Origin of the sequence: Peribacillus sp. NPDC076916, from assembly GCF_050269675.1 — a bacterium.
Taxonomy (GTDB): Bacteria; Bacillota; Bacilli; order Bacillales; family DSM-1321; genus Peribacillus; species Peribacillus aracenensis.
Genome location: NZ_JBNNIU010000006.1, coordinates 29,640 through 52,675, shown reverse-complemented (window position 1 = coordinate 52,675; position 23,036 = coordinate 29,640). Strand labels below are relative to the sequence as shown.

At 38.7% G+C, this 23,036-nt stretch carries 23 protein-coding genes; 15 read left to right on the top strand and 8 right to left on the bottom strand.

The genetic code is table 11. The features are described from left to right. The first annotated feature begins 3 nt into the window (after positions 1–3). The 5 genes from kdpB (at position 4) to ACQKFG_RS18255 (ending at position 8,758) form a co-directional block, all read left to right on the top strand. On the top strand, positions 4–2,043 hold the full coding sequence (gene kdpB / locus ACQKFG_RS18275; RefSeq protein WP_427561373.1) for a potassium-transporting ATPase subunit KdpB: 2,040 nt from the start codon (positions 4–6) through the stop codon (positions 2,041–2,043). Positions 2,044–2,068: 25 nt separating this feature from the next. Further along, the gene (kdpC, locus tag ACQKFG_RS18270; RefSeq protein ID WP_427561370.1) at positions 2,069–2,626 is read left to right on the top strand and encodes a potassium-transporting ATPase subunit KdpC; all 558 of its coding nucleotides are present in this window, start codon (positions 2,069–2,071) and stop codon (positions 2,624–2,626) included. A gap of 61 nt (positions 2,627–2,687) precedes the next feature. Then, the gene (locus ACQKFG_RS18265; RefSeq protein WP_427561367.1) at positions 2,688–5,003 is read left to right on the top strand and encodes a universal stress protein; all 2,316 of its coding nucleotides are present in this window, start codon (positions 2,688–2,690) and stop codon (positions 5,001–5,003) included. Positions 5,004–5,141: 138 nt separating this feature from the next. Next, positions 5,142–6,941: a S9 family peptidase gene (locus tag ACQKFG_RS18260; protein ID WP_427561364.1), complete on the top strand. Its 1,800-nt coding sequence runs from the start codon at positions 5,142–5,144 to the stop codon at positions 6,939–6,941. 305 nt (positions 6,942–7,246) lie between these two features. After that, complete coding sequence (locus ACQKFG_RS18255) at positions 7,247–8,758, top strand: histidine kinase N-terminal 7TM domain-containing protein (protein WP_427561717.1); 1,512 nt, start codon at positions 7,247–7,249, stop codon at positions 8,756–8,758. 98 nt (positions 8,759–8,856) lie between these two features. Here the strand turns inward: ACQKFG_RS18255 and ACQKFG_RS18250 are convergent, their stop codons facing one another. Continuing rightward, complete coding sequence (locus ACQKFG_RS18250) at positions 8,857–9,570, bottom strand: class I SAM-dependent methyltransferase (RefSeq protein WP_427561361.1); 714 nt, start codon at positions 9,568–9,570, stop codon at positions 8,857–8,859. Positions 9,571–9,745: 175 nt separating this feature from the next. Between ACQKFG_RS18250 and ACQKFG_RS18245 the strand changes: the two genes are divergently transcribed. After that, positions 9,746–10,006: a hypothetical protein gene (locus tag ACQKFG_RS18245; protein WP_427561358.1), complete on the top strand. Its 261-nt coding sequence runs from the start codon at positions 9,746–9,748 to the stop codon at positions 10,004–10,006. Positions 10,007–10,293: 287 nt separating this feature from the next. Here the strand turns inward: ACQKFG_RS18245 and ACQKFG_RS18240 are convergent, their stop codons facing one another. Further along, positions 10,294–10,932 (bottom strand): formylglycine-generating enzyme family protein, encoded by a 639-nt coding sequence (locus ACQKFG_RS18240; RefSeq protein WP_427561714.1) that lies wholly within the window; start codon positions 10,930–10,932, stop codon positions 10,294–10,296. Between the two features lie 408 nt (positions 10,933–11,340). Here ACQKFG_RS18240 and ACQKFG_RS18235 point away from each other — a divergent pair, with 408 nt between their 5' ends. The 5 genes from ACQKFG_RS18235 (at position 11,341) to ACQKFG_RS18215 (ending at position 15,566) form a co-directional block, all read left to right on the top strand. Next, complete coding sequence (locus tag ACQKFG_RS18235) at positions 11,341–12,138, top strand: DUF2935 domain-containing protein (protein ID WP_427561355.1); 798 nt, start codon at positions 11,341–11,343, stop codon at positions 12,136–12,138. A gap of 250 nt (positions 12,139–12,388) precedes the next feature. Further along, positions 12,389–13,039, top strand: a complete 651-nt coding sequence (locus ACQKFG_RS18230; protein ID WP_427561352.1) for a GntR family transcriptional regulator — start codon at positions 12,389–12,391, stop codon at positions 13,037–13,039. Positions 13,040–13,152: 113 nt separating this feature from the next. Next, entirely contained in the window at positions 13,153–13,941 is a 789-nt protein-coding gene (locus ACQKFG_RS18225; protein WP_349730133.1) for a glucose 1-dehydrogenase, read from the top strand. A 34-nt stretch (positions 13,942–13,975) separates the two neighbouring features. Next, positions 13,976–14,728, top strand: coding sequence for an SDR family NAD(P)-dependent oxidoreductase (locus ACQKFG_RS18220; RefSeq protein ID WP_349730134.1), 753 nt, complete (start codon positions 13,976–13,978; stop codon positions 14,726–14,728). A 52-nt stretch (positions 14,729–14,780) separates the two neighbouring features. Continuing rightward, complete coding sequence (locus ACQKFG_RS18215) at positions 14,781–15,566, top strand: glucose 1-dehydrogenase (RefSeq protein ID WP_192204771.1); 786 nt, start codon at positions 14,781–14,783, stop codon at positions 15,564–15,566. A gap of 235 nt (positions 15,567–15,801) precedes the next feature. Here the strand turns inward: ACQKFG_RS18215 and ACQKFG_RS18210 are convergent, their stop codons facing one another. Further along, positions 15,802–15,957, bottom strand: coding sequence for a DUF4021 domain-containing protein (locus ACQKFG_RS18210; RefSeq protein ID WP_192204772.1), 156 nt, complete (start codon positions 15,955–15,957; stop codon positions 15,802–15,804). 227 nt (positions 15,958–16,184) lie between these two features. On the opposite strand from ACQKFG_RS18210, the gene ACQKFG_RS18205 reads away from it, so the two are divergent. Next, positions 16,185–16,832 carry a lysozyme family protein gene (locus ACQKFG_RS18205; protein WP_228467403.1) on the top strand — a complete coding sequence of 216 codons (648 nt, stop codon included), beginning with the start codon at positions 16,185–16,187 and terminating at the stop codon, positions 16,830–16,832. 43 nt (positions 16,833–16,875) lie between these two features. Here ACQKFG_RS18205 and ACQKFG_RS18200 read toward each other — a convergent pair whose 3' ends face one another. The 4 genes from ACQKFG_RS18200 to ACQKFG_RS18185 all read right to left on the bottom strand — a co-directional run bounded on the left by ACQKFG_RS18200 (position 16,876) and on the right by ACQKFG_RS18185 (position 19,673). Further along, positions 16,876–17,427 carry a DUF402 domain-containing protein gene (locus tag ACQKFG_RS18200; protein ID WP_427561345.1) on the bottom strand — a complete coding sequence of 184 codons (552 nt, stop codon included), beginning with the start codon at positions 17,425–17,427 and terminating at the stop codon, positions 16,876–16,878. Between the two features lie 443 nt (positions 17,428–17,870). Continuing rightward, positions 17,871–18,371: a VOC family protein gene (locus tag ACQKFG_RS18195; RefSeq protein ID WP_427561342.1), complete on the bottom strand. Its 501-nt coding sequence runs from the start codon at positions 18,369–18,371 to the stop codon at positions 17,871–17,873. 354 nt (positions 18,372–18,725) lie between these two features. Then, the gene (locus ACQKFG_RS18190) at positions 18,726–19,139 is read right to left on the bottom strand and encodes a VOC family protein (RefSeq protein ID WP_349730137.1); all 414 of its coding nucleotides are present in this window, start codon (positions 19,137–19,139) and stop codon (positions 18,726–18,728) included. 66 nt (positions 19,140–19,205) lie between these two features. Further along, on the bottom strand, positions 19,206–19,673 hold the full coding sequence (locus tag ACQKFG_RS18185; RefSeq protein WP_427561338.1) for a DinB family protein: 468 nt from the start codon (positions 19,671–19,673) through the stop codon (positions 19,206–19,208). Between the two features lie 467 nt (positions 19,674–20,140). Here ACQKFG_RS18185 and ACQKFG_RS18180 point away from each other — a divergent pair, with 467 nt between their 5' ends. After that, positions 20,141–20,521, top strand: coding sequence for a VOC family protein (locus tag ACQKFG_RS18180; RefSeq protein ID WP_063233829.1), 381 nt, complete (start codon positions 20,141–20,143; stop codon positions 20,519–20,521). Between the two features lie 81 nt (positions 20,522–20,602). Here ACQKFG_RS18180 and ACQKFG_RS18175 read toward each other — a convergent pair whose 3' ends face one another. Next, positions 20,603–20,923: a 2Fe-2S iron-sulfur cluster-binding protein gene (locus ACQKFG_RS18175; protein WP_192204777.1), complete on the bottom strand. Its 321-nt coding sequence runs from the start codon at positions 20,921–20,923 to the stop codon at positions 20,603–20,605. Positions 20,924–21,185: 262 nt separating this feature from the next. On the opposite strand from ACQKFG_RS18175, the gene cdaS reads away from it, so the two are divergent. Both cdaS and map read left to right on the top strand, forming a co-directional pair. Beyond that, on the top strand, positions 21,186–21,812 hold the full coding sequence (cdaS, locus tag ACQKFG_RS18170) for a sporulation-specific diadenylate cyclase CdaS (RefSeq protein ID WP_370662543.1): 627 nt from the start codon (positions 21,186–21,188) through the stop codon (positions 21,810–21,812). Between the two features lie 253 nt (positions 21,813–22,065). Next, positions 22,066–22,812 carry a type I methionyl aminopeptidase gene (map, locus tag ACQKFG_RS18165; protein ID WP_192204779.1) on the top strand — a complete coding sequence of 249 codons (747 nt, stop codon included), beginning with the start codon at positions 22,066–22,068 and terminating at the stop codon, positions 22,810–22,812. Positions 22,813–23,036: the final 224 nt, after the last annotated feature.

Below are 23,036 nucleotides of genomic sequence, written 5' to 3'. Positions count from 1 at the left end.
CAAATGAGTACAGAGCGAATAGCAAATATAAATAAGAACATTGCTTATGAGGCATGTAAAGATGCACTCAAAAAATTGCATCCAAAAGTAATGGCCCGCAATCCAGTCATGTTTGTTGTTGAAGTGGGATTTGTCATTACCTTAATTCTGTCAATATTCCCTGAAATTTTTGGTGGAATAGCTGACAGGGGGTATAACGTTGCAGTAACCATCATTTTATTTGTAACGATCATTTTCGCTAATTTTGCGGAAGCACTTGCAGAGGGACGCGGAAAGGCACAAGCCAATAGCCTCAAAAAGACAAAGCAGGATACTAAAGCAAGGTTGATTCAAAAAGATGGTTCCGTAAAAGTTGTAGATGCCTTGCAATTACGTAAAGGCGATATGGTTTTAGTGAAGGCAAACGATTTAATACCGACGGATGGAGAAATCATTGAAGGAGTGGCCGCTATAGATGAATCGGCGATTACGGGTGAATCAGCTTCCGTAATAAAAGAACCAGGTGGGGATTTCAGTTCTGTAACAGGAGGTACAAAAGTCATCAGTGATTATATCAAAGTTAAAGTCAGTACAGACCCTGGTGAATCCTTCCTTGATCGGATGATTAATTTGGTCGAAGGAGCTAAAAGACAAAAAACACCGAATGAAATCGCACTAGGTACACTCCTGGTTAGCTTAACCATCATCTTTTTGCTTGTATGTACCACGTTAGTTCCTATTACGTCATATATTCATGTTACCCTTCCGATCGCTACCCTGGTAGCTTTGCTGGTTTGCCTGATCCCCACAACAATCGGGGGATTACTCTCAGCCATAGGAATAGCAGGTATGGATAGAGTAACCCAATTCAATGTAATTGCGAAGTCTGGAAAATCGGTTGAAGCCGCAGGTGATATCAATACGATCATCCTTGATAAAACAGGAACCATAACACATGGCAACCGAATGGCCTCTGCCTTAATACCAGCTAGCGGTATAAGTCAGGAAGAGTTTTACCAATATGCTGTATACGCATCTTTACATGATGAAACCCCTGAGGGCCGGTCTGTTTTGGAATTTGCCAAAAAAAATGGATTACCTGAAAAATTACTGAATAAAAACGGAACGGAAGGAATCGAATTTACCGCAGAAACCAGAATGAGCGGAACGGACTTTCCTGATGGGAAAAGGGTCAGAAAGGGTGCAGTTGATACGATAATGAAATATATCGTGCATCAGGGAGGGAATATCCCTATCGGTTTAAAAGACACTTGTGATGAAGTATCAAAGAAAGGTGGTACTCCATTGGTTGTCACAGAGGGAAGCCGTATACTTGGCACTATATATTTGAAAGATACAGTGAAACCAGGCATGAAGGAACGTTTTGAAGAATTAAGGAAAATGGGTATTAAAACCATAATGTGCACCGGGGATAATCCCTTAACAGCAGAAACAATCGCTAAAGAAGCAGGGGTCGATGATTTTATCGCCGAGGCTAAGCCAGAAGATAAGATCTCAGTCATCAAGCGGGAACAAGCGGACGGCAAGCTTGTTGCTATGACTGGAGATGGCACAAATGATGCCCCTGCATTGGCACAGGCAGATGTAGGTTTGGCGATGAATACAGGAACAAACGCGGCGAAGGAAGCTTCTAATATGGTGGATTTAGATTCAGATCCCACAAAAATCATTGAAGTGGTATCCATTGGGAAACAGTTGCTCATGACCCGGGGGGCATTGACAACCTTTAGCATCGCTAATGATGTAGCTAAATATTTTGCGATAATACCAGCCATGTTCATGTTGGCGATACCTCAAATGAAAGCCCTGAACATTATGGGTTTAGCAACACCACAAAGTGCCATATTATCAGCTTTAATATTTAATGCCATTATCATTCCAATGCTAATACCCTTGGCAATGAAAGGGGTTAAATATGTTCCTATGAGCGCTACAAGATTGTTGAAAAGGAATTTGTCCCTTTATGGAGTAGGGGGAGTGTTAGTTCCTTTCATTGGAATAAAGGTAATTGATTTAATTCTTGTCGTATTAAGAGTGGTTTAAAAATACAAATTAAGGGTGGAAATCCATGTTAAAAAACTTACGTTTGGTTTTTGTGCTTTTTATCATATGTGGAGTGGCCTATCCGGTGTTGATGACAGGCCTAGCACAGTTGACGATACCCGCAAAAGCAGAAGGCAGTTTAATTAAGAATGAATCGGGTGAAATTATAGGTTCTGAAATGATCGGCCAATCCTTTAAAGATCCTCGGTACTTTCAAGGTCGTGTTTCATCTATTGAATATGATGCAGCTAATTCAGGTACGTTAAACTATTCTCCTTCAAATGAGGAGCTCATTGATCGGACAAAAACGGATATTTCAAAATTTTTAGAAGAAAACCCTACTGTCGATAAAGCAGACATACCATCTGATTTAATGACAAATTCGGGGTCAGGGCTTGATCCCAATATTTCTCCTGATGGCGCCAAGGTACAGGTTCCCCGTATTGCTCATGAAAGGGGATTGTCTGAAAACAAGGTATATCTTCTTGTGGAAAAATATACGAGCGGTAAATCATTTGGACTTTTTGGTGAATCTCGAATTAATGTTTTGGAGTTAAATATGGCATTGGACAAATTAAAATAATTTTTGTTGTAGAGAGAGATTTTCTCTCCGATTGCAATAAAACTAATAAGGAGGTGGTAATATGTCGGAACAATTTCGTAGGAAAACATCAGATGAAATTCTAGAGTCGATTTCCAATATCAAAAAGGGAAGGTTGAAAATCATACTTGGAGCTGTAAGCGGTTCGGGGAAGACCTACCATATGCTTCTTGAAGGAAAAGAATTGAAAAAACGAGGGATTGACGTTGTTGTCGGAATAGTCAGCAAGCCCTGTAGTCTTAAGACACATAAACAATTAGGCAGTCTTGAACTTATACCTGCTATAGAATGGGAACAAAACGGACACACAGGGCAAGATCTTGATTTGGAGGGGATTTACAAGCGGAATCCAGAGGTGGTTTTAGTTGATCAATTAGCACATAAAAATCATCGAAATGTAAAAAATCCAACTAGATTGGACGACGTTAAAGAATTAATTAAAAATGGAATCAGTGTTATAACGACCATAAATATTTATGAGTTGAAAGGAGTGAAAAAAGTTGCTGAACAATTACTTGAACTTCCATTTCACGTACAAGTTACAGTGCCCGAAGATACTCTTACAAATGCTGATGAAGTACGTCTTTTGGACGTTACCCCTGAAGCCATTTTAAAACGTCTGCAAAAAGGGGAAATCGAGAAAAAAGACGAAGGGGTGTTACAGTTTTACAATAATGGTAATCTAGCCACTCTTAGGGAATTGTCACTTCGGTATTTAGCTGAAGAAGTTGAAGAGAATCTGACTGAACAAAGGGAACTAGAAGGTTTATTGGGTCCTTCAGGTGCAACGGAGCGAATCTTGGTCTGTGTGCAATATCATTTGAATGGCTCCATATTAATTAGGCGAGGAGATCAAATTGCCAAGCGGTTGGGCGGTGAGTTCGTAATAGCTACCTTTATCTCAAAAACAAGCAAACTCTCAAAAGAGGAAGAAATATTTAAAAGGTCCATGCAAAAACTGATCACTAAATTAAAGGGAAAGTTTATTGAGATAATAATGAAGGAAGATGAAATAGCAGATGAAATTGTCGGATTTTCCATGCAGCATCGAATAACACGAATTATCCTTGGCCAATCCAAAAAGTCGGCGTTGGAGGAGATGATCAACGGTTCCATAGTCAATAACATATTGAGAAAATCGAAGAACATTGATGTATTTATTGTAGCAGACAGGGTTAAAGCATTTGGTGAGAGAATCATCCCCGCAATAAAGGCGGAAAAAAGGAATGGAAATCCATATCACAGACTCACACCTGAGGAATTGCACGAAAAAGTCGAAGGGGTGAGGAGGGGGACATTTAAGATTTATATTGGGGCTGCTCCTGGTGTTGGAAAAACATTTACCATGCTAAGGGAGGCAAATCACTTAAAAGAAAATGGACTTGATGTGGTGATTGGATTACTGGAAACACATGGGCGAAAAGAAACTGCCTCCCAAGTGGGGAATTTAGAAATCGTGCCTAGAAAGCTAATTCCATATAAAAACGTATTATTGGAGGAAATGGATCTTGATGCCGTTATGATACGAAATCCTGAGGTAGTCCTAATAGATGAATTAGCACATACGAATGTACCAGGAATCAAAAATCAAAAAAGATATCAAGATGTAATGACCATTTTGTACTCCGGAATTTCGGTAATTTCCACAATGAATATTCAACATATAGAAAGTTTGAAAGATAGTGTAAAGCAAATAACAGGTGTTTCTGTTAGAGAAACAGTACCTGACAGCATTCTACAACTAGCGGATGAACTTGAATTGATCGATATCTCCCCAAAGGCGCTCCGGCAAAGGATGGTAGAGGGGAATATATACGCTTTGGATAAAGTGGAACAGTCACTTAGCCATTTCTTCAAGACACAAAACCTTATAGCTTTGAGAGAACTTGCTCTCCGTGAATTGGCAGATGAAGTGGATGACAGATTAGAGTCATTGAAACGAAAGGAAGGAGTAAGGGGACCATGGAGAGAAGATGAAGTGATTTTTGTCAGCGTCAAGCTAAGAGCGGATTCTGAGCGTCTAATAAGAAGAGGGTTCCGCATAGCTTATCGTCTTAAAGCAAATTGGTATGTTATTTTCGTAAAACATCAAAAAGAGCTGCGGATTGATGAAGAGATGATACTTAATAAACTCGTAAGCCTTACACACCGATTGGGAGGCCACTTTGTATTGCATACAACCAGGAATAAACGTTCAGTGGTCAATGAAATTAAGAAACAACTACATGACAAAAAAGCTACACAAATTATTTTAGGACAATCAGCAAGAACGAGATGGCAAGAAATTAAGGGAGGGTCAATTGTTGTTCGTCTTTTAAGGGAAGCTAGACACCTTGATGTTTTGATTGTTGCTGATTAATTCTTATATCAAGCAGTATATTTTTAATAATGGCGACAGAGAATTTCTAGAGTTCATTTTACCTGCAGTTACTAGGAAAAATATGGTATAGTTAAGTACAGATTTTTCTTTATATTATAATGTGAGGGGCTGCCAAAGATGATCACTTTTCGGAAACCTGATGTTGAGCAATTTTTACGAACCTTTTCCATTGCTGATTTTGCTGTAAGTCCAGATGAAAAACATCTGGTTTTCAGTACCAATTTGAGCGGCAAGTATAATTTATGGGGAATGGATTTGCCAAACTCCTTTCCTTATCCGCTTACAACCATTGATCAGAGCTGCCAAGAGCTGATATATGATAAGAAGAGCCGGTTTATAATTGCTGGTTTCGATCAAGACGGTAATGAAAATACCCAGTTTTACGGGATTCCTTTGAATGGCGGGACAATGAAGGAAATCGTCCAGCATGAAAATACACGTAATTTCATGCCAAAATTATCGAATGACAGTAAAAAGCTCTATTACACGACATCCAGAGGAAATCCTACCTTTCTAAATTCCTATTGTTTAGATTTAGAATCAGGACAGGAGAGGCTGGTACTCGAGGGAAAAGACGCAGCGACCTATTTATTTGGCTTCAGCCCAGATGAAGAAACCTTACTTTACTATAAACACTTTGCTAATACAAATACCCTTCTCTATGCAAAAAAAGGGAACGAAGATATCCTGCTCACTCCGCCCTCCGAGAAACAACATACAGTGAATGATGGTGTTTTTGTTTCGAATTCGATGATATATTTATTGACTGATTATGATTCGGACTTTACCTATTTGGCTTCATACAATCTTGAAACAAACAAATTCAATAAAGTTAAAGAATTGGAGAATGAGAGTTTTACTGCCATTAAATATAGTAAAGAGAATCAACTATTATATATAACTAGTCAAAAGGGTGTAGAAGATCAATTATATGAATTCAATCTGCAAAATGAAGATTGGAGATATATCCCCGTGCCGTGCAGCGTCATTAATAAACTTGAGGTTACTGCAACTGGAACGCTTTACTTATTTGGCATGAGCGCAACAAAGCCTCATAACATCTATAAAAAAACAGGTGATGAGTGGGTATCATTAACTAAATATACTGTTCCTGGCGTCGATTCCGATGAATTGGTTGAACCGGACATCATTACATACCCTTCCTTTGATGGCCTGGAGATCGAATCGTTATTTTTTAGGGCAAAAAAGGAAATTGACAATGGTGAAATCATTTTTTGGCCACATGGAGGTCCTCAAGCGGCAGAACGGAAATCCTTTAGGGCATCATTTCAATTTTTCCTGAATCATGGTTACAGTATTTTTGCGCCAAACTTCCGCGGTTCGACTGGCTATGGTTTGGAATTCACGAAAATGGTGGAAGGAGATTGGGGAAATGGACCAAGACTTGATAATGTAGCCGGCCTTGATTGGCTCATTAACCAAGGGCATGCACAAAAAGGCAACATTCTATTGATGGGCGGAAGCTTCGGAGGGTATATGGCACTTTTGCTGCACGGACGACATGCGGATTATTTTAAAGCGGTTGTCGATATTTTCGGACCATCCAATCTCTTCTCATTTATCAATTCAGTACCAGAAGAGTGGAAACCAGTCATGGATCAATGGGTAGGAAATCCGGAAAAAGATAAAGAAAAACTAATCGAGTATTCGCCTATCACCTATTTAGGATCCATGATAAAGCCAATGCTTGTCATTCAAGGAGCAAATGATCCCCGTGTCGTCAAAGCAGAATCAGATCAAATCGTTAAAGCGTTGAAAGATAAAGGAAGAGATGTCGATTATATGCTTCTGGAAGATGAAGGACATGGGTTTTCCAAAAAAGAAAATGAAATTGCCGTCTATCAAAAAATACTCACATTCTTAAAGCGATTCACAGCAGTAACAGAAAAAGTGTAATCCGCATTAAAATATTTCATTTATTTACATTTTAATTGGAAACCCTGCCACTCACGTTCCAGTGATGAAGCGGGGTTTCTTTGTTTGAAAACTGGCATTTTAGGTACGTCGGTTTGGGGAGTTAGTAAATGGCTTCCCAATATGGCGTGTTTATAAAATCCTGGCATTTAAAATTCAGAATTCCCTGAATAAACTCTGGTCACCTAGGCATAAAGCGCTATATAATATACGGAAAAAGTATTTTTTGTTAAACGGAGTTGATCGCATTGCCACGGGAATTATTGTTATACATACTCGTAGTTATAATGGCAGGTGTTTTAAGCTTGTTCCTGTGTTTATTTGCACAGTTAAGGATCAAGGATGCACCTGGAGCAAAACCCTATATTTTCGTGACATTTTTGTCTTCCATTTTTACTTTTTCCTATGCTTTCGAACTCTCCAGTACATCTTTGGAACAAATCATATTTTGGTTAAGGGTCGAGTACTTGGCATTACCATTCATCCCAGTATTCCTTTTGTTGATGTGCCTTGAATATGTTGGGCAGAGAATTAAGAAGATCTGGCAATATGCCCTTTTCATCATTCCGTTCATCACCATATTCATGCATTATACAAACGGCCTTCATCACTTGTATTACAAATCAATGGAATTGAGAAGCGAAAGTCCTTTTCCAATTATTAAACTGGTGGGGGGCCCTTGGTTTTACGTCCACTCCCTTTTCCTTTTTTTATGTGTCATGTTAAGTATAATCATATTGCTAAAACAAATGAAAAAATCCTCATTCAGATTCAGGATGCAAATATCAATGATGGTGGCAGGTCTTATTATTCCTATAATGGCAAATTACTATTATATCAACGGATTAAGCACATATGGCATCGATCTTGGTCCTGTATCCATGAGTATCACGTTTATCTTTCATGGTGCGGCACTTTTGACTTTTCAAATGTTCAATGTAGCCCCGATCGCTCGGGAAACTGTCTTTGAAAGTATGAAAGAGGGCGTCATCGTTTTAAATCAACAGAGTTTGATTGTTGACTATAACCATGGAATGCGCAAAGTCATACCCATGTTGGATGAACATTCCATAGGTAAATCGATTACAAGTCTGCTAAATGGGAATCATCAACTTAGGGAAATAATCGACCTTAAGCAAGACAGTGATTTTAATTGCAGCCTAAATGGTAATATAGTACATTACCATATTGGTTTTTCACCTGTGCTCAACAAAAGTAACCTGCCTATCGGACAGATCATCACCTTCGCCAACGTAACTGAAAGAGTTCTTATGCTGGAAAAGTTGAAACAACTGGCCAGCTTGGACGGATTAACCCAAATATTGAATAGAACCTTTTTCATTAATAAATCGGAAATGCTATTCGATGCACTAAGCATGGAAGGCGGCAATGTTTCAGTCATCATGTTCGATATCGATCATTTCAAAGATGTAAATGATTCTTTTGGACATGAAGCAGGGGACGCAGTCATAGCGCTTGTTGCAAATACTGCAAAGGAACACATTCGGGAAGGCGATCTATTGGGGCGTTATGGGGGTGAAGAATTTATCATATGTTTGCCGGATACCGCTTTAGCCACTGCATATGAGTTGGCAGATATTATTAGGAAAAAAGTTTCTGCAAGCATTGCAATTGTTAACGAAGAGAGGATTTCCGTTACCTGCAGTTTCGGGGTGACTCATGCCTTAATTGAAGCTGGTGACCGAAGCCAATCCATCAAAACATTGATGACACGGGCTGACCAAGCCTTATATGCCGCAAAGAAGAATGGAAGAAATTGTGTAAAGATCATCGCCTAAAATGGAACCATCCCTTTAAACCTTGAACTTGTTATAGGTTTTTTTATTGTGTTCATAATTCCTGACAATCTTGAGCTGAGTCATGCATTATAAATGCCCTACTTTTTACTTGCTCTGTATACTCTATACCCGAGGCTGTGTCCATAAGATAGAATGAGGCGGTAATGTTCGTCCATGACTCGTTCCAAGGATTCATTCATTGGCTGAACGAGGCTATTTGATGCTGAAGAATTCATTAATTCCTCTAAGACGGTACTCGATCTCAAGATTTTTGAATCTGTAAATCCGTTTTGTTGAAATGCCTTTAACCATTCGGATTGCGTCAATAATTCTCTTAATTTATAGAAGTCCATGATTTCTTTTTTTGAGGCAGAATCAAGGCTGGTTTCTGCTGTCATATCAATGGATAACAAAGTTCCTTCTAATTTAAGGACCCTGAAAAATTCACCGAGCGATTTTGATATATCCGTGAATGCAATCGTTGATTCGGCTATGATAAAATCAAAAGAATTATTGTCAAAAGGCAGTTCTTCAATTGAAGACTTATATAGGTCAATGCTTAATTTAGCTTGTTGGAATCTTTTTTTTGCATGTTTCACCATCTCTGGGTGATGATCAAGCGCGGATACTTGGCAAAGAAACGTTTGTGCCAAGTAAGATGAGGTTTGCCCAGTCCCGCATCCGGCATCAAGGATTATTGACGTCTGATCGAGTTCTTCATTTTTCAAGAGCTGCTTAGTCAGTTCAAATCCACCAGGGTGTGCCCCTTCAATTCCAATTATGGCTAGTGCGTCTTGGTATGAGTGGTTCATGGCATAATCTCCTTTGGTACATGAATAAATGTATTTTATGCTTTGGTTTCAAAGAGTGTTTAACCATTCGCAAGGAATATGGGAAAGACTTTTAAAGGTTTGGTGGGTATTTAATTCATGCAGGCTAGTCTCCGAATGCATACGATGTATAATCAACGGACAAGGGGAGTGTAAAATGGGTTATCATAATTATTATCATAAATGCAGGCAAGGTGTTGGAAGGCCGGTTGAAATTCGTACAAGTAGAGGAACCGTTCATCGGGGAATCATACACCGGGTTACGGCGAACCGTGTATATATTCGTCCATTTGACGGTGGCGGAAACCTTGGTGGGTTTGGTTATGGAGGTTTTAATGCAGGATTTGGTTGGGGTGCTGCAAATGGATTTGCCTTTGGGGCAATTGCATCTTTAGTTTTTCTCGCATTTCTCTGGTAATCGAATGATAAAAATTAAAAAAACCTGAAAAATTATCAGGTTTTTTATTTTGTACACAATTGGAATCCAACCAAAAAAACGGGAAAGAAATATGAATAGCAGTACGGCTAAAATACATGTAAGACGATTCCTTTTTTCTGAATTTAACCTCTAATCGCTCCTTTTGTTGAACCTGCTTCTTTTTTGGGGTTCATCACAAATAAATACAGCTGATCACTCTGTTTTCACTCCTATTATCCGTTAGTAAAACTGTAAAACCTTGAATTAAGTTGGCTTGATTGCTGAAATTAAAAAGACCTGGCAAGACGGAATCCTAGGTCGTCTATGCGGAATGTAGGATGGCTGCGCCGACGACATGAAGCTCCACAACCCCTGGCATCCTCAGCCCAGCTACCACCTCGAAAAATACGATAGGTGCCGTACACTTGTTCATCATATAAATCCCAGCACCATTCCCAAACATTCCCTAACATGTCATGCAGCCCCCATGGATTCGATTCCTTTGTTCCTACGTCATGGATTATGCCCCCTGAATTTTCGTTATACCAGGCAATCTTATTCAGCTCACCATATCTGTAACCAGCAGTCCCAGCTTTACATGCGTATTGCCACTCTGCTTCTGATGGAAGTCGAAAACCGCTTGATTCCCAATTACAAACTATGTTTTCACCATTTTTAGAATAACACTCTGCCAGTCCGGCTTTCTGTGAAAGCAGATTACAAAAAGAAATTGCTTCATTCCAAGAAATATTCACAACAGGTTTTAGATTTCGATCAAAAGAATTAGGCGGTTTATTTGTAATAACATAGTAGAAATCCGTAGTAACAGGATAACGGGCAAGAAGGAATGGTCTTATTTCAGCTTTCCATTTGCTTTTAATTCTATCGTCCCTTAATTCTATTTCTCCCCCTGGAATTTTCACCATTGGACAGTCAATGTATCTATTTATTTCCTTTGACAATCTACCTTCCTCCAAACAATCAGAATTTTACAAACTTTACCACAAGCAGAACCGTTAAATCAATACAAATATGATGTTTGTATTTGCAGATAACTGCCAGGGAGTTAAACGAGTGCTAAAATGACCGTTTTTGTGGAGGGTATGCACACGTTTGACTCACTGCGGAGCATATCGGATTAAAGCGTAATAATCAGGTGAATGAAGAATCTACTTCAAATAACACTTTAATTTCTTGGGGATAAACATTCCTGCGGGTAAAGGATCAAGTTTAATCTTTGTAACGCCACCATACAATTTATATTAATAAGTTTGCAGGCTTTGGAATACAAATTATAAGTGAGTTTCGATACTTTGAATTATGGGGGAGAGCGAATGAACGAGTTTTTGGAAAAAACCGCGAGATTCGAGCATCGGTTTTGGCTGCAAATCTTAGGAGACCATGGCAGGTTCATCCATGAGTCTTTAGCTCCGGTTGAAGTGGAAAACATAGAAATTGCCTCAGAATTCATTCGAATTTTTGATAATCTCCTTGGTAAAGCCAATTCAGAAGAGATTTCGCAACTAACGGCCATGGCTGAAAAAGAGGCATTAAGGTTTCGGGAGTTTAAGCTATACCTACTTAAAGAACATCTGGTTGGTAAAATAAAAATACATCTTTCACCTTCATTCATTAATCATATGGTGAACGAATTAGAAGAATATTTAAGATTATTGAAATACTTCAATTCAAATCAAATGCCGCCTGTTTTCCATGAACTTCATCATCATTTGCTTTGGCTTTTAGATGCAGCGGGGCATGCAAGTGCAATTTCATCCAATATGGATGATGTTGAAAAAAGATTAAAGGAGAAAAGTGACCAATATAAAAAACATTTTAATGATTTTTATTTAAAAGCGGTTGAAATGGCTGGATATTTACGAACCAATCTGTCAACATTCCCAGCATTGGAAAAAATGAATCAGGACGTTAAATTGGAAATTAAATTATTTCATCACTTTCTGCTTGAAGTGGAGGAGCTTGATCTCAGTGCGCAGGCTCTCGGAACGTTTTCGCCATTAATGGCAGATCATATGTGGCGTGAAGAATGTTATTATTTAACGAAACTCGCTGAATCGACAGACACAGAAAAGCCAAACTGCGATCCAGCGAAACCTAGGCTAGTGGAATAAAAAAGTCCACCATAGGGCCCTTTCTATAAAAGGGGCTCAAATCTGTTGAATGTAACATTAAACTCAGTAAGATCGTTAAATCTTCGAAGAAGCATTCGGTCATCTTTTCATTCTGAGTCACACATGGTTTAAAACGTTTTTCTTGGTGGGTTAACATTAATGGGAGTAATTTTTAAGGAAGTTAATTCCTATCCATATGTTATACTAATAGAACTAAAATCAATTATTAGAAGTATAGGAGTGCTGAAAGATGTTTGGAAATACTTCCAATTTGACAGATGGCATTTATTTTGGGGAATCGTTACCACACCAAATCGCCAAACACATTTTAAAAAAAATCATTGAAGGGGAAATAGAAGCTGGAGAGAAAATCGTCGAAGAAGACATTTCCAAAGAATTGAATACGAGCCGTGCACCAGTACGCGAAGCGCTTTATTTATTGCAGGTTGACGGAATTGTTGAGAGGATACCGAGGCGGGGAACGATCGTCAAGCCATTCTCACAAAAGGAAATCATTGAATATAATGATGTTACGATCGGGCTGATCCAGATGGGCATTGAATTTTCCCAAGGAAGTTGGCACGAAGAAAATAAGCAATCATTACGAAAGCATTTGGAAAGTGCAACGGATGAGTGTGAGAAAAGTAATGTAATCGAGTATCAAAAAAAAGCTGAACAGATATTTCGATATATTTTTACAATCGCTAATAACAAAGCATTATCAAGATTTTTTGAGGAAGCCAGTCATATCCTCATGGTTTTTGCCCAAAGTCAATGGAATACAGAAACGATGGAAAGTTTCCATTTCAGATTAAAAATGTCTATTGAGGGCATTCTCGAAGACGATTTCGTTAAGGCAAAAAATGAAATTCATGAGGCTCTGAATCGTGGAGTGATGTAGAGTCTTTGACTCTAAAAGCAAATTGTCGACAATCGACAAAAATAGTGTTATGATGTAAACGTATTCAAACAAGAAGATCATCACCAAGATTAAAGGGAGAAAGGGAGAATATTATGCAAGCATTTGATTTTACAGAAAAAGTAGCAATTGTTACCGGCGGCGGCGGGGGTATTGGCCGGGCGGCTTCTATTACACTTTCAGAAAATGGTGCCAAAGTGGTTGTTGTTGACCTTTCTGAAGAGGCTGGCATATTAACGGTAAATCAAATCAAAGAAAAAGGCGGCGAAGCGAAGTTCATTAAAGCCGATGTTACAAATGAAGCCGATATAAAAAATTATGTTCAAAAAACGATAGATTCTTATGGGAAAATCGATATTTTCCTGAATAATGCTGGGTGGGAAGGCAAAATCATGCCTCTTGTCGATTATCCTACTGAAGTTTTCGATCAATTAATGTCAATAAATGTACGCGGCGTTTTCTTGGGTTTGAAACATGTATTGCCCTATATGATTGAACAAAAAAGCGGGGCGGTCGTAAATACAGCATCTGGAGCTGGTTTACTCGCAACGCCAAACATGGTGGCATATGGTGCAAGTAAACATGCGGTTCTTGGAATGACGAAAACTGCTGGTGTCGAAGTTGCCCCCCATGGTGTACGGGTGAATGCTGTCTGCCCAGGTGTCGTCAACACGGCTATGATGCGGTCGATTGAAAGCGGATTTGGTCAAGGTGATTCCGCGGCAGCTGAAGCGGCTAGAAAACAATTGGAAGCAACGACTCCGGATGGCCGGTATGCTGAGCCTCAGGAAATTGCAAATCTAATGATGTACTTAGTATCAGATCTTTCCAGCCACATTACGGGTCAAGAACTTGTAATCGACGGCGGGGCCATTTTAATCTGATAAGCAATAAACTTTATTATAGGGGGACGAATATATGAGTTTAAAGGGAAAAGTCATAGTAATTACAGGAGCAGCCAGCGGAATTGGAAAGGAAACGGCATTTAAATTAGCTGAACAGGGAGCTATTGTCGTAGCGGCTGATTACAATGATGTTGCTGCTAAAGAAACGGCTGAAGCCATTCAACAAAAGGGAGGCACGGCTTCTTTTGTGAAAGTGGATGTAGCTAAAGCGGAAGAAGTGGAAGCGATGGTAGAAGCTGCTGTTGCCAATCATGGCACCATCGACGGCATTTTCAACAACGCTGGAATTGGACTAGTAAAACCATTTTTAGAGATGGATCCAGAGTCTTACCACAGAGTCGTTGATGTTGACCAACACGGCGTTTATTATGGCATGTATTATGCAGCAAGGAAGATGGTGGAGCTTGGGGTAACAGGCGCAACGATCGTCAATACAGCCTCAATATATGGGACGATGGTTTCTATCGGCAGCTTTAATTACCATGCTGCAAAAGCTGCAGTCATCGCCATGACTAAATCTGGAGCAATTGAACTTGCACAATTTGGGATTCGTGTTGTCGGTGTTGCACCAGGTTTTATCGAAACGCCGATCATTGGTGATGATCCAGAGTTCCTGGATAGTTTGGCACAACTTCATATGAGGAAAAAATTGATTCAGCCAGAAAAGGTTGCTGAAGTTGTAACGTTCTTGTTCTCCGAAAAAGCGGATGCCATTAATGGACAAGTCATTCCTGTCGATGATGGATTCTTAAGCTTTAAGGGGTAATTATTATTATCAATTAGATTTTCAAGATATCTTAAAAAGGGAGTTTTGACATATGAACAAACGATTCGATGGCAAAGTAGTAATCATTACAGGTGCAGGATCAGGTTTAGGACAAGCAGCCGCATTGGAAATGGCTAAAGAAGGAGCTAAACTTTCATTAGTTGATTTAAACGATGCATCTTTGGAAGCAACAAAAAAATTAATCTTTGAAATTGCACCAAATTCAGACGTGCTTCTGATCACTGCAGATGTATCGGATGAAGAAGCAGTAAAGAACTATGTAGACCAAACAGTCAGCAAATATGGAAGAGTCGATGGTTTTTATAATAATGCAGGTATCGAAGGTAAACAGGCACCTACAGCTGAATACGATAGCAACGTTTTCAACAAAGTAACGGACATCAATATTAATGGTGTATTTTATGGCATGAAATACATCCTGCCAATCATGAAAGAACAAGGATCAGGGGCAGTGGTGAACGTTGCTTCTGTAGGCGGAATTCGTGCGGTACTTAACCAAGCTGCCTACGTTGCAAGTAAGCATGCTGTAGCAGGATTAACAAAAACAGCTGCCATAGAATATGGTCAATACGGAATCAGCATAAATGCCATTGCACCAGGAGTAATCTTAACAGCGATGGTGGAAGGTTCATTCAGGCAAATAGGCGGGGAGAATTGGGAAGAAGCAATGGCGGATTTCATCAGTGTGAATCCTAAAAAACGCTTTGGTAAGCCTGAAGAAGTCGGCCGTTTAGTCGCTTTCTTATTATCAGGGGAATCAGAGTTCATCAACGGGGCAGTCATACCGATTGATGGCGGACAATCTTCACAATACTAATTGAACAAAGGGAGTGGCAGCATTTGGCCACTCCCTTTTAATGGTATCTTTTTAGTTAATGACCCAACGTATTCACATTTGCAGAAAACGAAGACCTTCTGGGTTTTCGTTTTTTGTGGCATATGTAAAAAATCCGTTCATAGCCTAAATGAATTGATTCGAGAAGCTCAACACAGATGAACTCATTAAAAAAACGCCATATTAGGCGCTTAACAAAATTTCAAGAAACCAATCGTCATTTTTCTTTATCATGTAGCTTATCTTCATATTCAGTTTCCAACATACCATACAGACCATTCATTTCTTGTTCATCAGGATCTGCCCCAAACTCATTTCTATTTTTATTCTTTTTATCATCAAGGATTTCATCTTTATCATTCTTCCTATCCATACATATCACCTCCACACAATAGGGTGTCTCATTATCCGAAAAAACATACGCTGAGTGACCGGGTCTTTTTAAGTTTTCTTGTGTTTAAAGTAAGAGTTAAAGATAAAATACTAATTCAATGCTAGTAATCTTCTTTTCAAGAACATTTAATTGGTATTCTAAATAGTTATTACTCTTACTATTTGTTAAGATATAAATGTATAACTTAGAGATAACGGAGAGAGATTGTGAAGAAGAAACGTAAGAAATCAAAGAATGTTTTTGTCATTTTTATCCTCATCTTTGCATTTTTGCTACTAAAGGAGATCATGCGAACCCCCAATTACGAAAATGTTTCCACATCAGTAAATACGCTTGATTCTTTTGCGAACGTGAAAAAGTATAGTTCACTTCTCAGGGACGAGCTGGCTAAATACGGGCTTGAGGAGCATACTTCGACATTGATTGCTTTGATGCAGCAAGAAAGCCGGGGACGGGGCGGTGACCCAATGCAGGCATCTGAGTCAGCGGGTCTTGATCCAAATACGATCACAGATCCAACGGAAAGCATTAAGTATGGAGTGAAACATTTTAAGAGAATCAATGAATATGGCAATGAAAAGGACGTGGATTTTGCCACGATCATCCAAGCATATAACATGGGAATTGGTTATATTGATTTCGTTGCGGAAAAAGGGGGCAAGCATACTGAGGCGCTTGCGAAGAAGTTTTCCATGCTTCAGGTCGAAAAAAACCCTACCCTTTATGATTGCGGCGGAGACAAAGAGAATTTTCGATACCCATATTGCTACGGTGATTACTCATACAGTGCAAAAGTATCTAAGAACATTGAGGAGCTTGACGACAGTATATCGGCTCAAGCTGATGGTGAGTGAGGGAGAACAAAAAGCCTACTGAACGAAGTAGGCTTTTTGTTTGTCATTTGTTGTTCAACCATGGAAGGAGGTCATTATGTTTATAGAGTTTCTCGGATTCTGAAATGGTTTGTGAAAGAAGAATATCAATGGAATCAAGTAAAGAGTTTAGGGCTAGTTTAACAGAGCCACTCTCATATTGCTCTAATGGCAAAGGTAACTCTTCCTCGTCTAAAATAAAATGTTCCCCATCCGGAAGCACTAAGATATCAATGATCAAATCCTCAAAGGAAACCAACTTATCCTCCATATATGTATTCCTTACAATATTAAAATAGGATCCTAAATAATGCCCTTCGTTATCTCTCCAGATGTATAAATTATAAGGACGGTCTTTCCAATAATGAGCAATCGTATAACTGCCTATAGGAATGGTTAGTTTTATAGAACCCGCTTTCATCGTGAACGTATCCATGATTTCATGAAAAAGCACGACATGTTGCTTTTGTGCTTTTAACAGCAAACAGTTATATTCCACAACTACTGAGTCATAGCGGATTTTTCTTTCTATTATTTCATCGCCACGCTGTAGTGCTGGTGTAAATATATTGTCCATCGTTTCTATTCTCCCTTAAAAACTATCTAGATCATTTATTTCATTATACTCAATAAGGTTTTTCTTTTCTAATGGCTCTTTTCGTAAAGATAGTTGTTTTTAAAAACTAAACGATTTAAGGGTGATTGGAGCGCAAGTGCGAGACTCCTGCGGGAGCAACGGGACAGGTGAGACCCCACAGGCTCACCGCCCCGCCCCTCGGAAAGCGAGCATCTGGAGGGGAAATCAACCACACGGCTTTACTTGGTAAATAGCAACAAAGCATGCGAAAAAAGCCTTTCTAATAGGTGGATCGCCAGGAAATGAGGATTAACAGCTTCAAGGAAATTTAAATCTCAAAACCTAATTTCACACCTGAAGTACCAAGAAAATAGGCTTAATTCACTTCAAATTCATACGCTTCTGGAATAAACACAACTTACGAGATAGTTGTTTCCTAGATCCTATCCCATAAACGCCTGCTTTAACGCTTTAATGTCAATTTTCTTCATTTGGAGCAGCGCTTTCATTAGTCTTTCCGATTTTTCAGGATTCGGGTCGTTTACCATTTCGGTTAGTTCCTCAGGGACAATTTGCCATGAAACACCAAATCGATCTTTCAGCCAACCGCACACTTGGGCTTTTTCGTCTCCGCCTTCGGAAAGTTTTCCCCAATAATAATCCAAATCTTCTTGATCCTCGCAATGGATGATAAATGATATTGCCTCTGTGAATTTGAATTGAGGACCGCCATTCATTGCTACGAATGCTTGTCCTTCCAATTCAAATTCCACGGTCATCACTGATCCCTCTTGCTTCCCGTGGATTTGATTCCCTTCATTTCCATAGCGAGTGATTCTTCCAATCTTAGAATTTCCGAAGATGGAAGTGTAGAACTTTGCCGCCTCTTCAGCTTGAGTATCAAACCACAAGTTAGTTGTGATTTTTTGAATTTTATTTTTCATAATTTCTCCTTTTCGATTACATATTTAGCAAGTCTTTGATAACTAAACCCTTCAGTTATTGAGGTAATAAGTGAAATTTGTTTTTTTGATTATGGATGTACCCTTGTCAGGAAACAAGAAAATAAGCGTTAGGTTGAAGTTATAAATCGTTTTGAGAATTCAATTTTTACTAGCCAATCATTTAACTGATAACCTTTATATAGCATCCCCTAAGGGTTAACGAAAAATTGTTTCCTTAGTTATAGAATCTTTGCCCTTGGTGATGGAAATACAAAAAGGATATAGAAACTTTTCACCAGTGAAAAGACCTATATCCAAATCGAAGATTAATCAATAAAGGCTCATCTTCATTTCTTAGCTCTCGAAGTTAAATTGCCAATTGATTCCGAATTTATCGGTTAACTGACCGTAAATTTTACTCCAGAATGTTTCTTGGAGCTCCAGACCAACCGTTCCTCCTACACTTAGTTTGTTAAAGATCGATTTAATTTCTTCCAAATCATTACCGACATATGCCAGGCTGATATTGTTACCTTCAACAAAGGGCATACCAGGAAAAGTATCGGAAAACATGACATTGCTTCCATTAATATTCAGCCTTGTATGCATGACTAAATTTTTCGCTTCTTCTGGAAGGGGAAATTCCGGATTAGGAGGTGTTTCACCAAAGGTCATGATATTTGGTTGCTCCGTTCCAAAAACCTCTGCGTAAAACTCTACTGCTTCTCGGCAATTCCCATTAAAATTAAGATATGCATCAACTGACATTTATCTCACTCCTATTTTTTTATTTATTATTCGTTGCTACAAGTTTAATGACATCATGTTTCATTATTACCTGACGAAAAATTCCGGTGGTTCAATTCCGAGCGTTCTAAGATAGATATACCCTTGTCCCCTATGATGGATTTCATTTTCCAAAGCATATTGAAGTCTATCAAAGTGGCTTTGTGAGGGACCAAAAAAGGGATCCTTTTCCACGACTGCAAGCGTTTCCTCAGTCATTTCCTCCCACAGTTTCCTAGTATCAGCCCTTACCGCTTCGCATGCTGAAACTAGTTCCTCTTTGGTGGAAATCCCAGCAAACGAATCTGGATACTCCCAAACACTAAGTGCAATTCCACGCATATATCCAGTCTCAATGTTCATGATTTCTTTAACCATCTCTGCGAAAGGGCGAAGCTTCCCAGCCGGGGTATAGTGAAATAATTCCTCTTCAGGAAAGGCTTCAACCACCCGCATCGTTAATCTCCTGTTGCCTTCTAATATATTTAGCAAACCCTCTTTCGATAGAACCACCATTTCACTCTCCTTTGAGAAATACTCTGTATAGAAGTTCTGGGGAAAATCGAAAAGTCCTGCTACTCCTGCAATTTTCTTTATGTAAAGTTTGTACAGCTTTTTTTTCTAACGGGGGCATCTTCTTAAAATAACATTTTTCTTTTACACTTGATAAAATGAATAGGAGCAAAACCACAGAGATGGTTTTTACTCCCATAAGAGATGGAGTTATGGAACGATTAACGGTGATAGCGCAATATCTGGAAGGGAATTCGCACATACAGATTACTTAGATCATGCAGAAGTGATAATTAAGCAATATTCGTAAGAAATTGACTTCCAAAAGCCGGGAAATGGAATCTTGGTAAATATTGATTAAATTTTGGATTTATTATACCATTCAATTAGTTATCTAGTTCCAACCAACAATATGCTTATACTTAATGGATATCATTAATCACGGAGCCAGAAGAAAGGAAGAGAAGCAAATGATTAATAAAGTCGGTCAAATCATGTTATATGTAAATAACCAAGACGAGTCATTGAAATTTTGGACGGAAAAATTCGGTTTTAGTGTAATTTCTGAAGAAGATAACGGCCAAGGGCTAAGATGGATTGAAATAGCCCCAACAAAGGAAGCGCAAACGAGTATCATCCTGCATAATAAGGAATTCATCGCTAAAATGCAGCCGGAATTAAATCTTAATACACCTTCGTTAATGTTTTACTCGGATAATCTTGATGAATTATATAAAGACTTTTCTGAGAAGAATATCAAAGTCGGGGAACTTGTGAATATGCCATCTGGAAGAGTCTTCAATTTTGCTGATAACGAAGATAATTACTTTGCGGTCATGGAAAAGAAGTAAATCATTTAACTATAAATAAAGAACATCAAAACGACTCGAAATACTATTTTTAGTCATTTTGATGTTTTTTTATACTACTATTTAGTCTGCAGGCCTTGGCCCAGAAAGAAGTCCAGAGTTCTCAACCGTCTTGATCGGCCGAACGGTTATGTCCCCATTCACATAAATTTGACAAGATAAACGCAAATGATCTTCCATTCCTTTTTCTTCAAAGATCTTTTTTTCTTTATGTGTGACCTCCAAAAAATCACCTGCCAAAATTTCCACTCTGCAAGTTGTACATTTAGCCTTCCCGCCGCAGCGGTGGAGAATATTAATACCGTTATCTTCCAATGCTAATACTAGCTTTTTTCCATTTTCAACTTCAAACGTTCCTTGGTCAAATACTGTTACGCAAGGCATCTAATACCACCTCTTATTATAAGATATCTTTCAACAGGTCATTTATATATCTATTCTCTTACCTTGTCCATATGACATAAAAAAATGTGAAGTCAATTACTGAATGATAGTTAAGATGAATAATTAATTATCTTGAAGACAAACTTTAAGTACAATCATAATTATAAATTTAACAAGGTATAAACAGAGCTAAGGAAAATTAGAATGTTCTTTTAGAGAGCCATTTAAGATTTAAAGAGGTGAAATAATAAAAGGGAGGTGCATGCCTGTGACTAATGGCAATTGTGATTTTTCACCAATGAAACAAATGTTAAAAGAGGATATTCGTCAAGTAATATCGTCATTACAGGATAACTTAGAAGCAATGGGTGATGAAAATTATTGTCTTCTTGGAAATTTCGAGAAAATAAAGGAAAAATTTATATACATCGATATGAAAGCAGCAACCTTTTATTTGAACTGTTATTTGTCACCGTTTACGGACAAATATCCTGAGTTATCAACTTGCGTACAAAATTTGTCGAATTTGAGACATGGCGGCTTGATTGTGATTCAACGTGGAGACCCTATTGATTCATTGATTCAACCCGGTATTTCAATAGGAGCGGAGTTAACCCATTCTTTATTGGAATCAATTTTTTTCCCTGGAAATCCACTACATGATGGCGCCGTATTGGTTAGTCAAAATCAAATTGTTTCCGCAGCAAATGTCCTTCCGCTTTCAGACAGATCAACAGGGGGAAAAAAACTTGGAACACGCCATCGTTCTGCTTTAGGTTTATCTGAACGAAGTGATGCCCTTGTATTGGTGGTATCAGAGGAAACAGGAAGAGTTTCATTTGCATTTAATGGGAATCTGTACCCAATTAATGCCCATGGGCCTATATAGAATTTTTGAAACAATAATGTTGTAGGTTATTCATCCCCCGGAAAAATAATCATTTTGGGTAAAGGATAACGTATTTTTATCAATTTTGTCATTCAAAAGCTTATTTTCCTCGGAATTACAGGTACGGAATAGGTTATGAATTAATGAACCCGGTGATTTTTACCGGGTTTTTGGTTGCTTTTTATATAAAAAAAGGCATATGATAACTAAGGAGTCTCAAGCAGAAAAGTTATAAAACGAAAGAGGATTTTAAATGATAACCATTAAAAGTGAACGAGAAATAAATTTGATGCATGAAGCGGGCAAACTTCTTGCTGCGACGCATAGAGAAATTGCAAAAATGATAAAACCGGGCATCACGACTTGGGAAATCGAAGAATTTGTCGATAAGTACTTGGCTGAGCATGGTGCTACACCTGAACAAAAGGGCTATAACGGCTACAAATATGCAACGTGTGCATCAGTGAATGATGTAATATGCCACGGCTTTCCGCAAAAGAAAGCCTTAAAAGAGGGAGACATCGTTACAATTGATATGGTGGTGAACCTTAACGGAGGTTTGGCGGATTCTGCTTGGACATATGCAGTCGGTGAAGTTTCCGATGAAGCTCAGCGTTTAATGGATGTAACCAAGAATGCTTTATATAGAGGCATCGAAGTTGCACGGGCAGGAAATCGTCTTGGGGACATCGGGCATGCAATCCAGTCATATGCAGAAGGTGAAAAGTTTTCTGTCGTTCGCGATTTTACGGGGCACGGAATCGGTAAAACCATGCACGAAGACCCAACAGTCCTACATTATGGTAAGCCAGGTAAAGGTGCGCGTCTAAAAGAGGGAATGGTCATCACGATCGAGCCAATGCTGAATGCAGGAACATGGCACATGAAAATGGACCAAGACGGCTGGACGGCGAGAACGGCAGATGGAAAACTCTCCGCCCAATATGAACATACCCTAGTCATTACAAAAGAAGATCCGATCATTTTAACGGAACAGTAAACAAAAAGAAGAAACGGCCTTATCATGTGCCGCTTCTTCTTTTTGCTTTATCAAAATATACCACAATAAACCTCGACAGAATATTCTGAATCCCTCACTCCCCCAATAGAGCGAATTCGAAAAATTAGTAATAGGCAGGCAGGCATTAAAAACTTTACTATTATGTGGGAGCACAGGATAATAAGGGGAAGGAAGAAATAATTAATAATATGTTATATAAACAC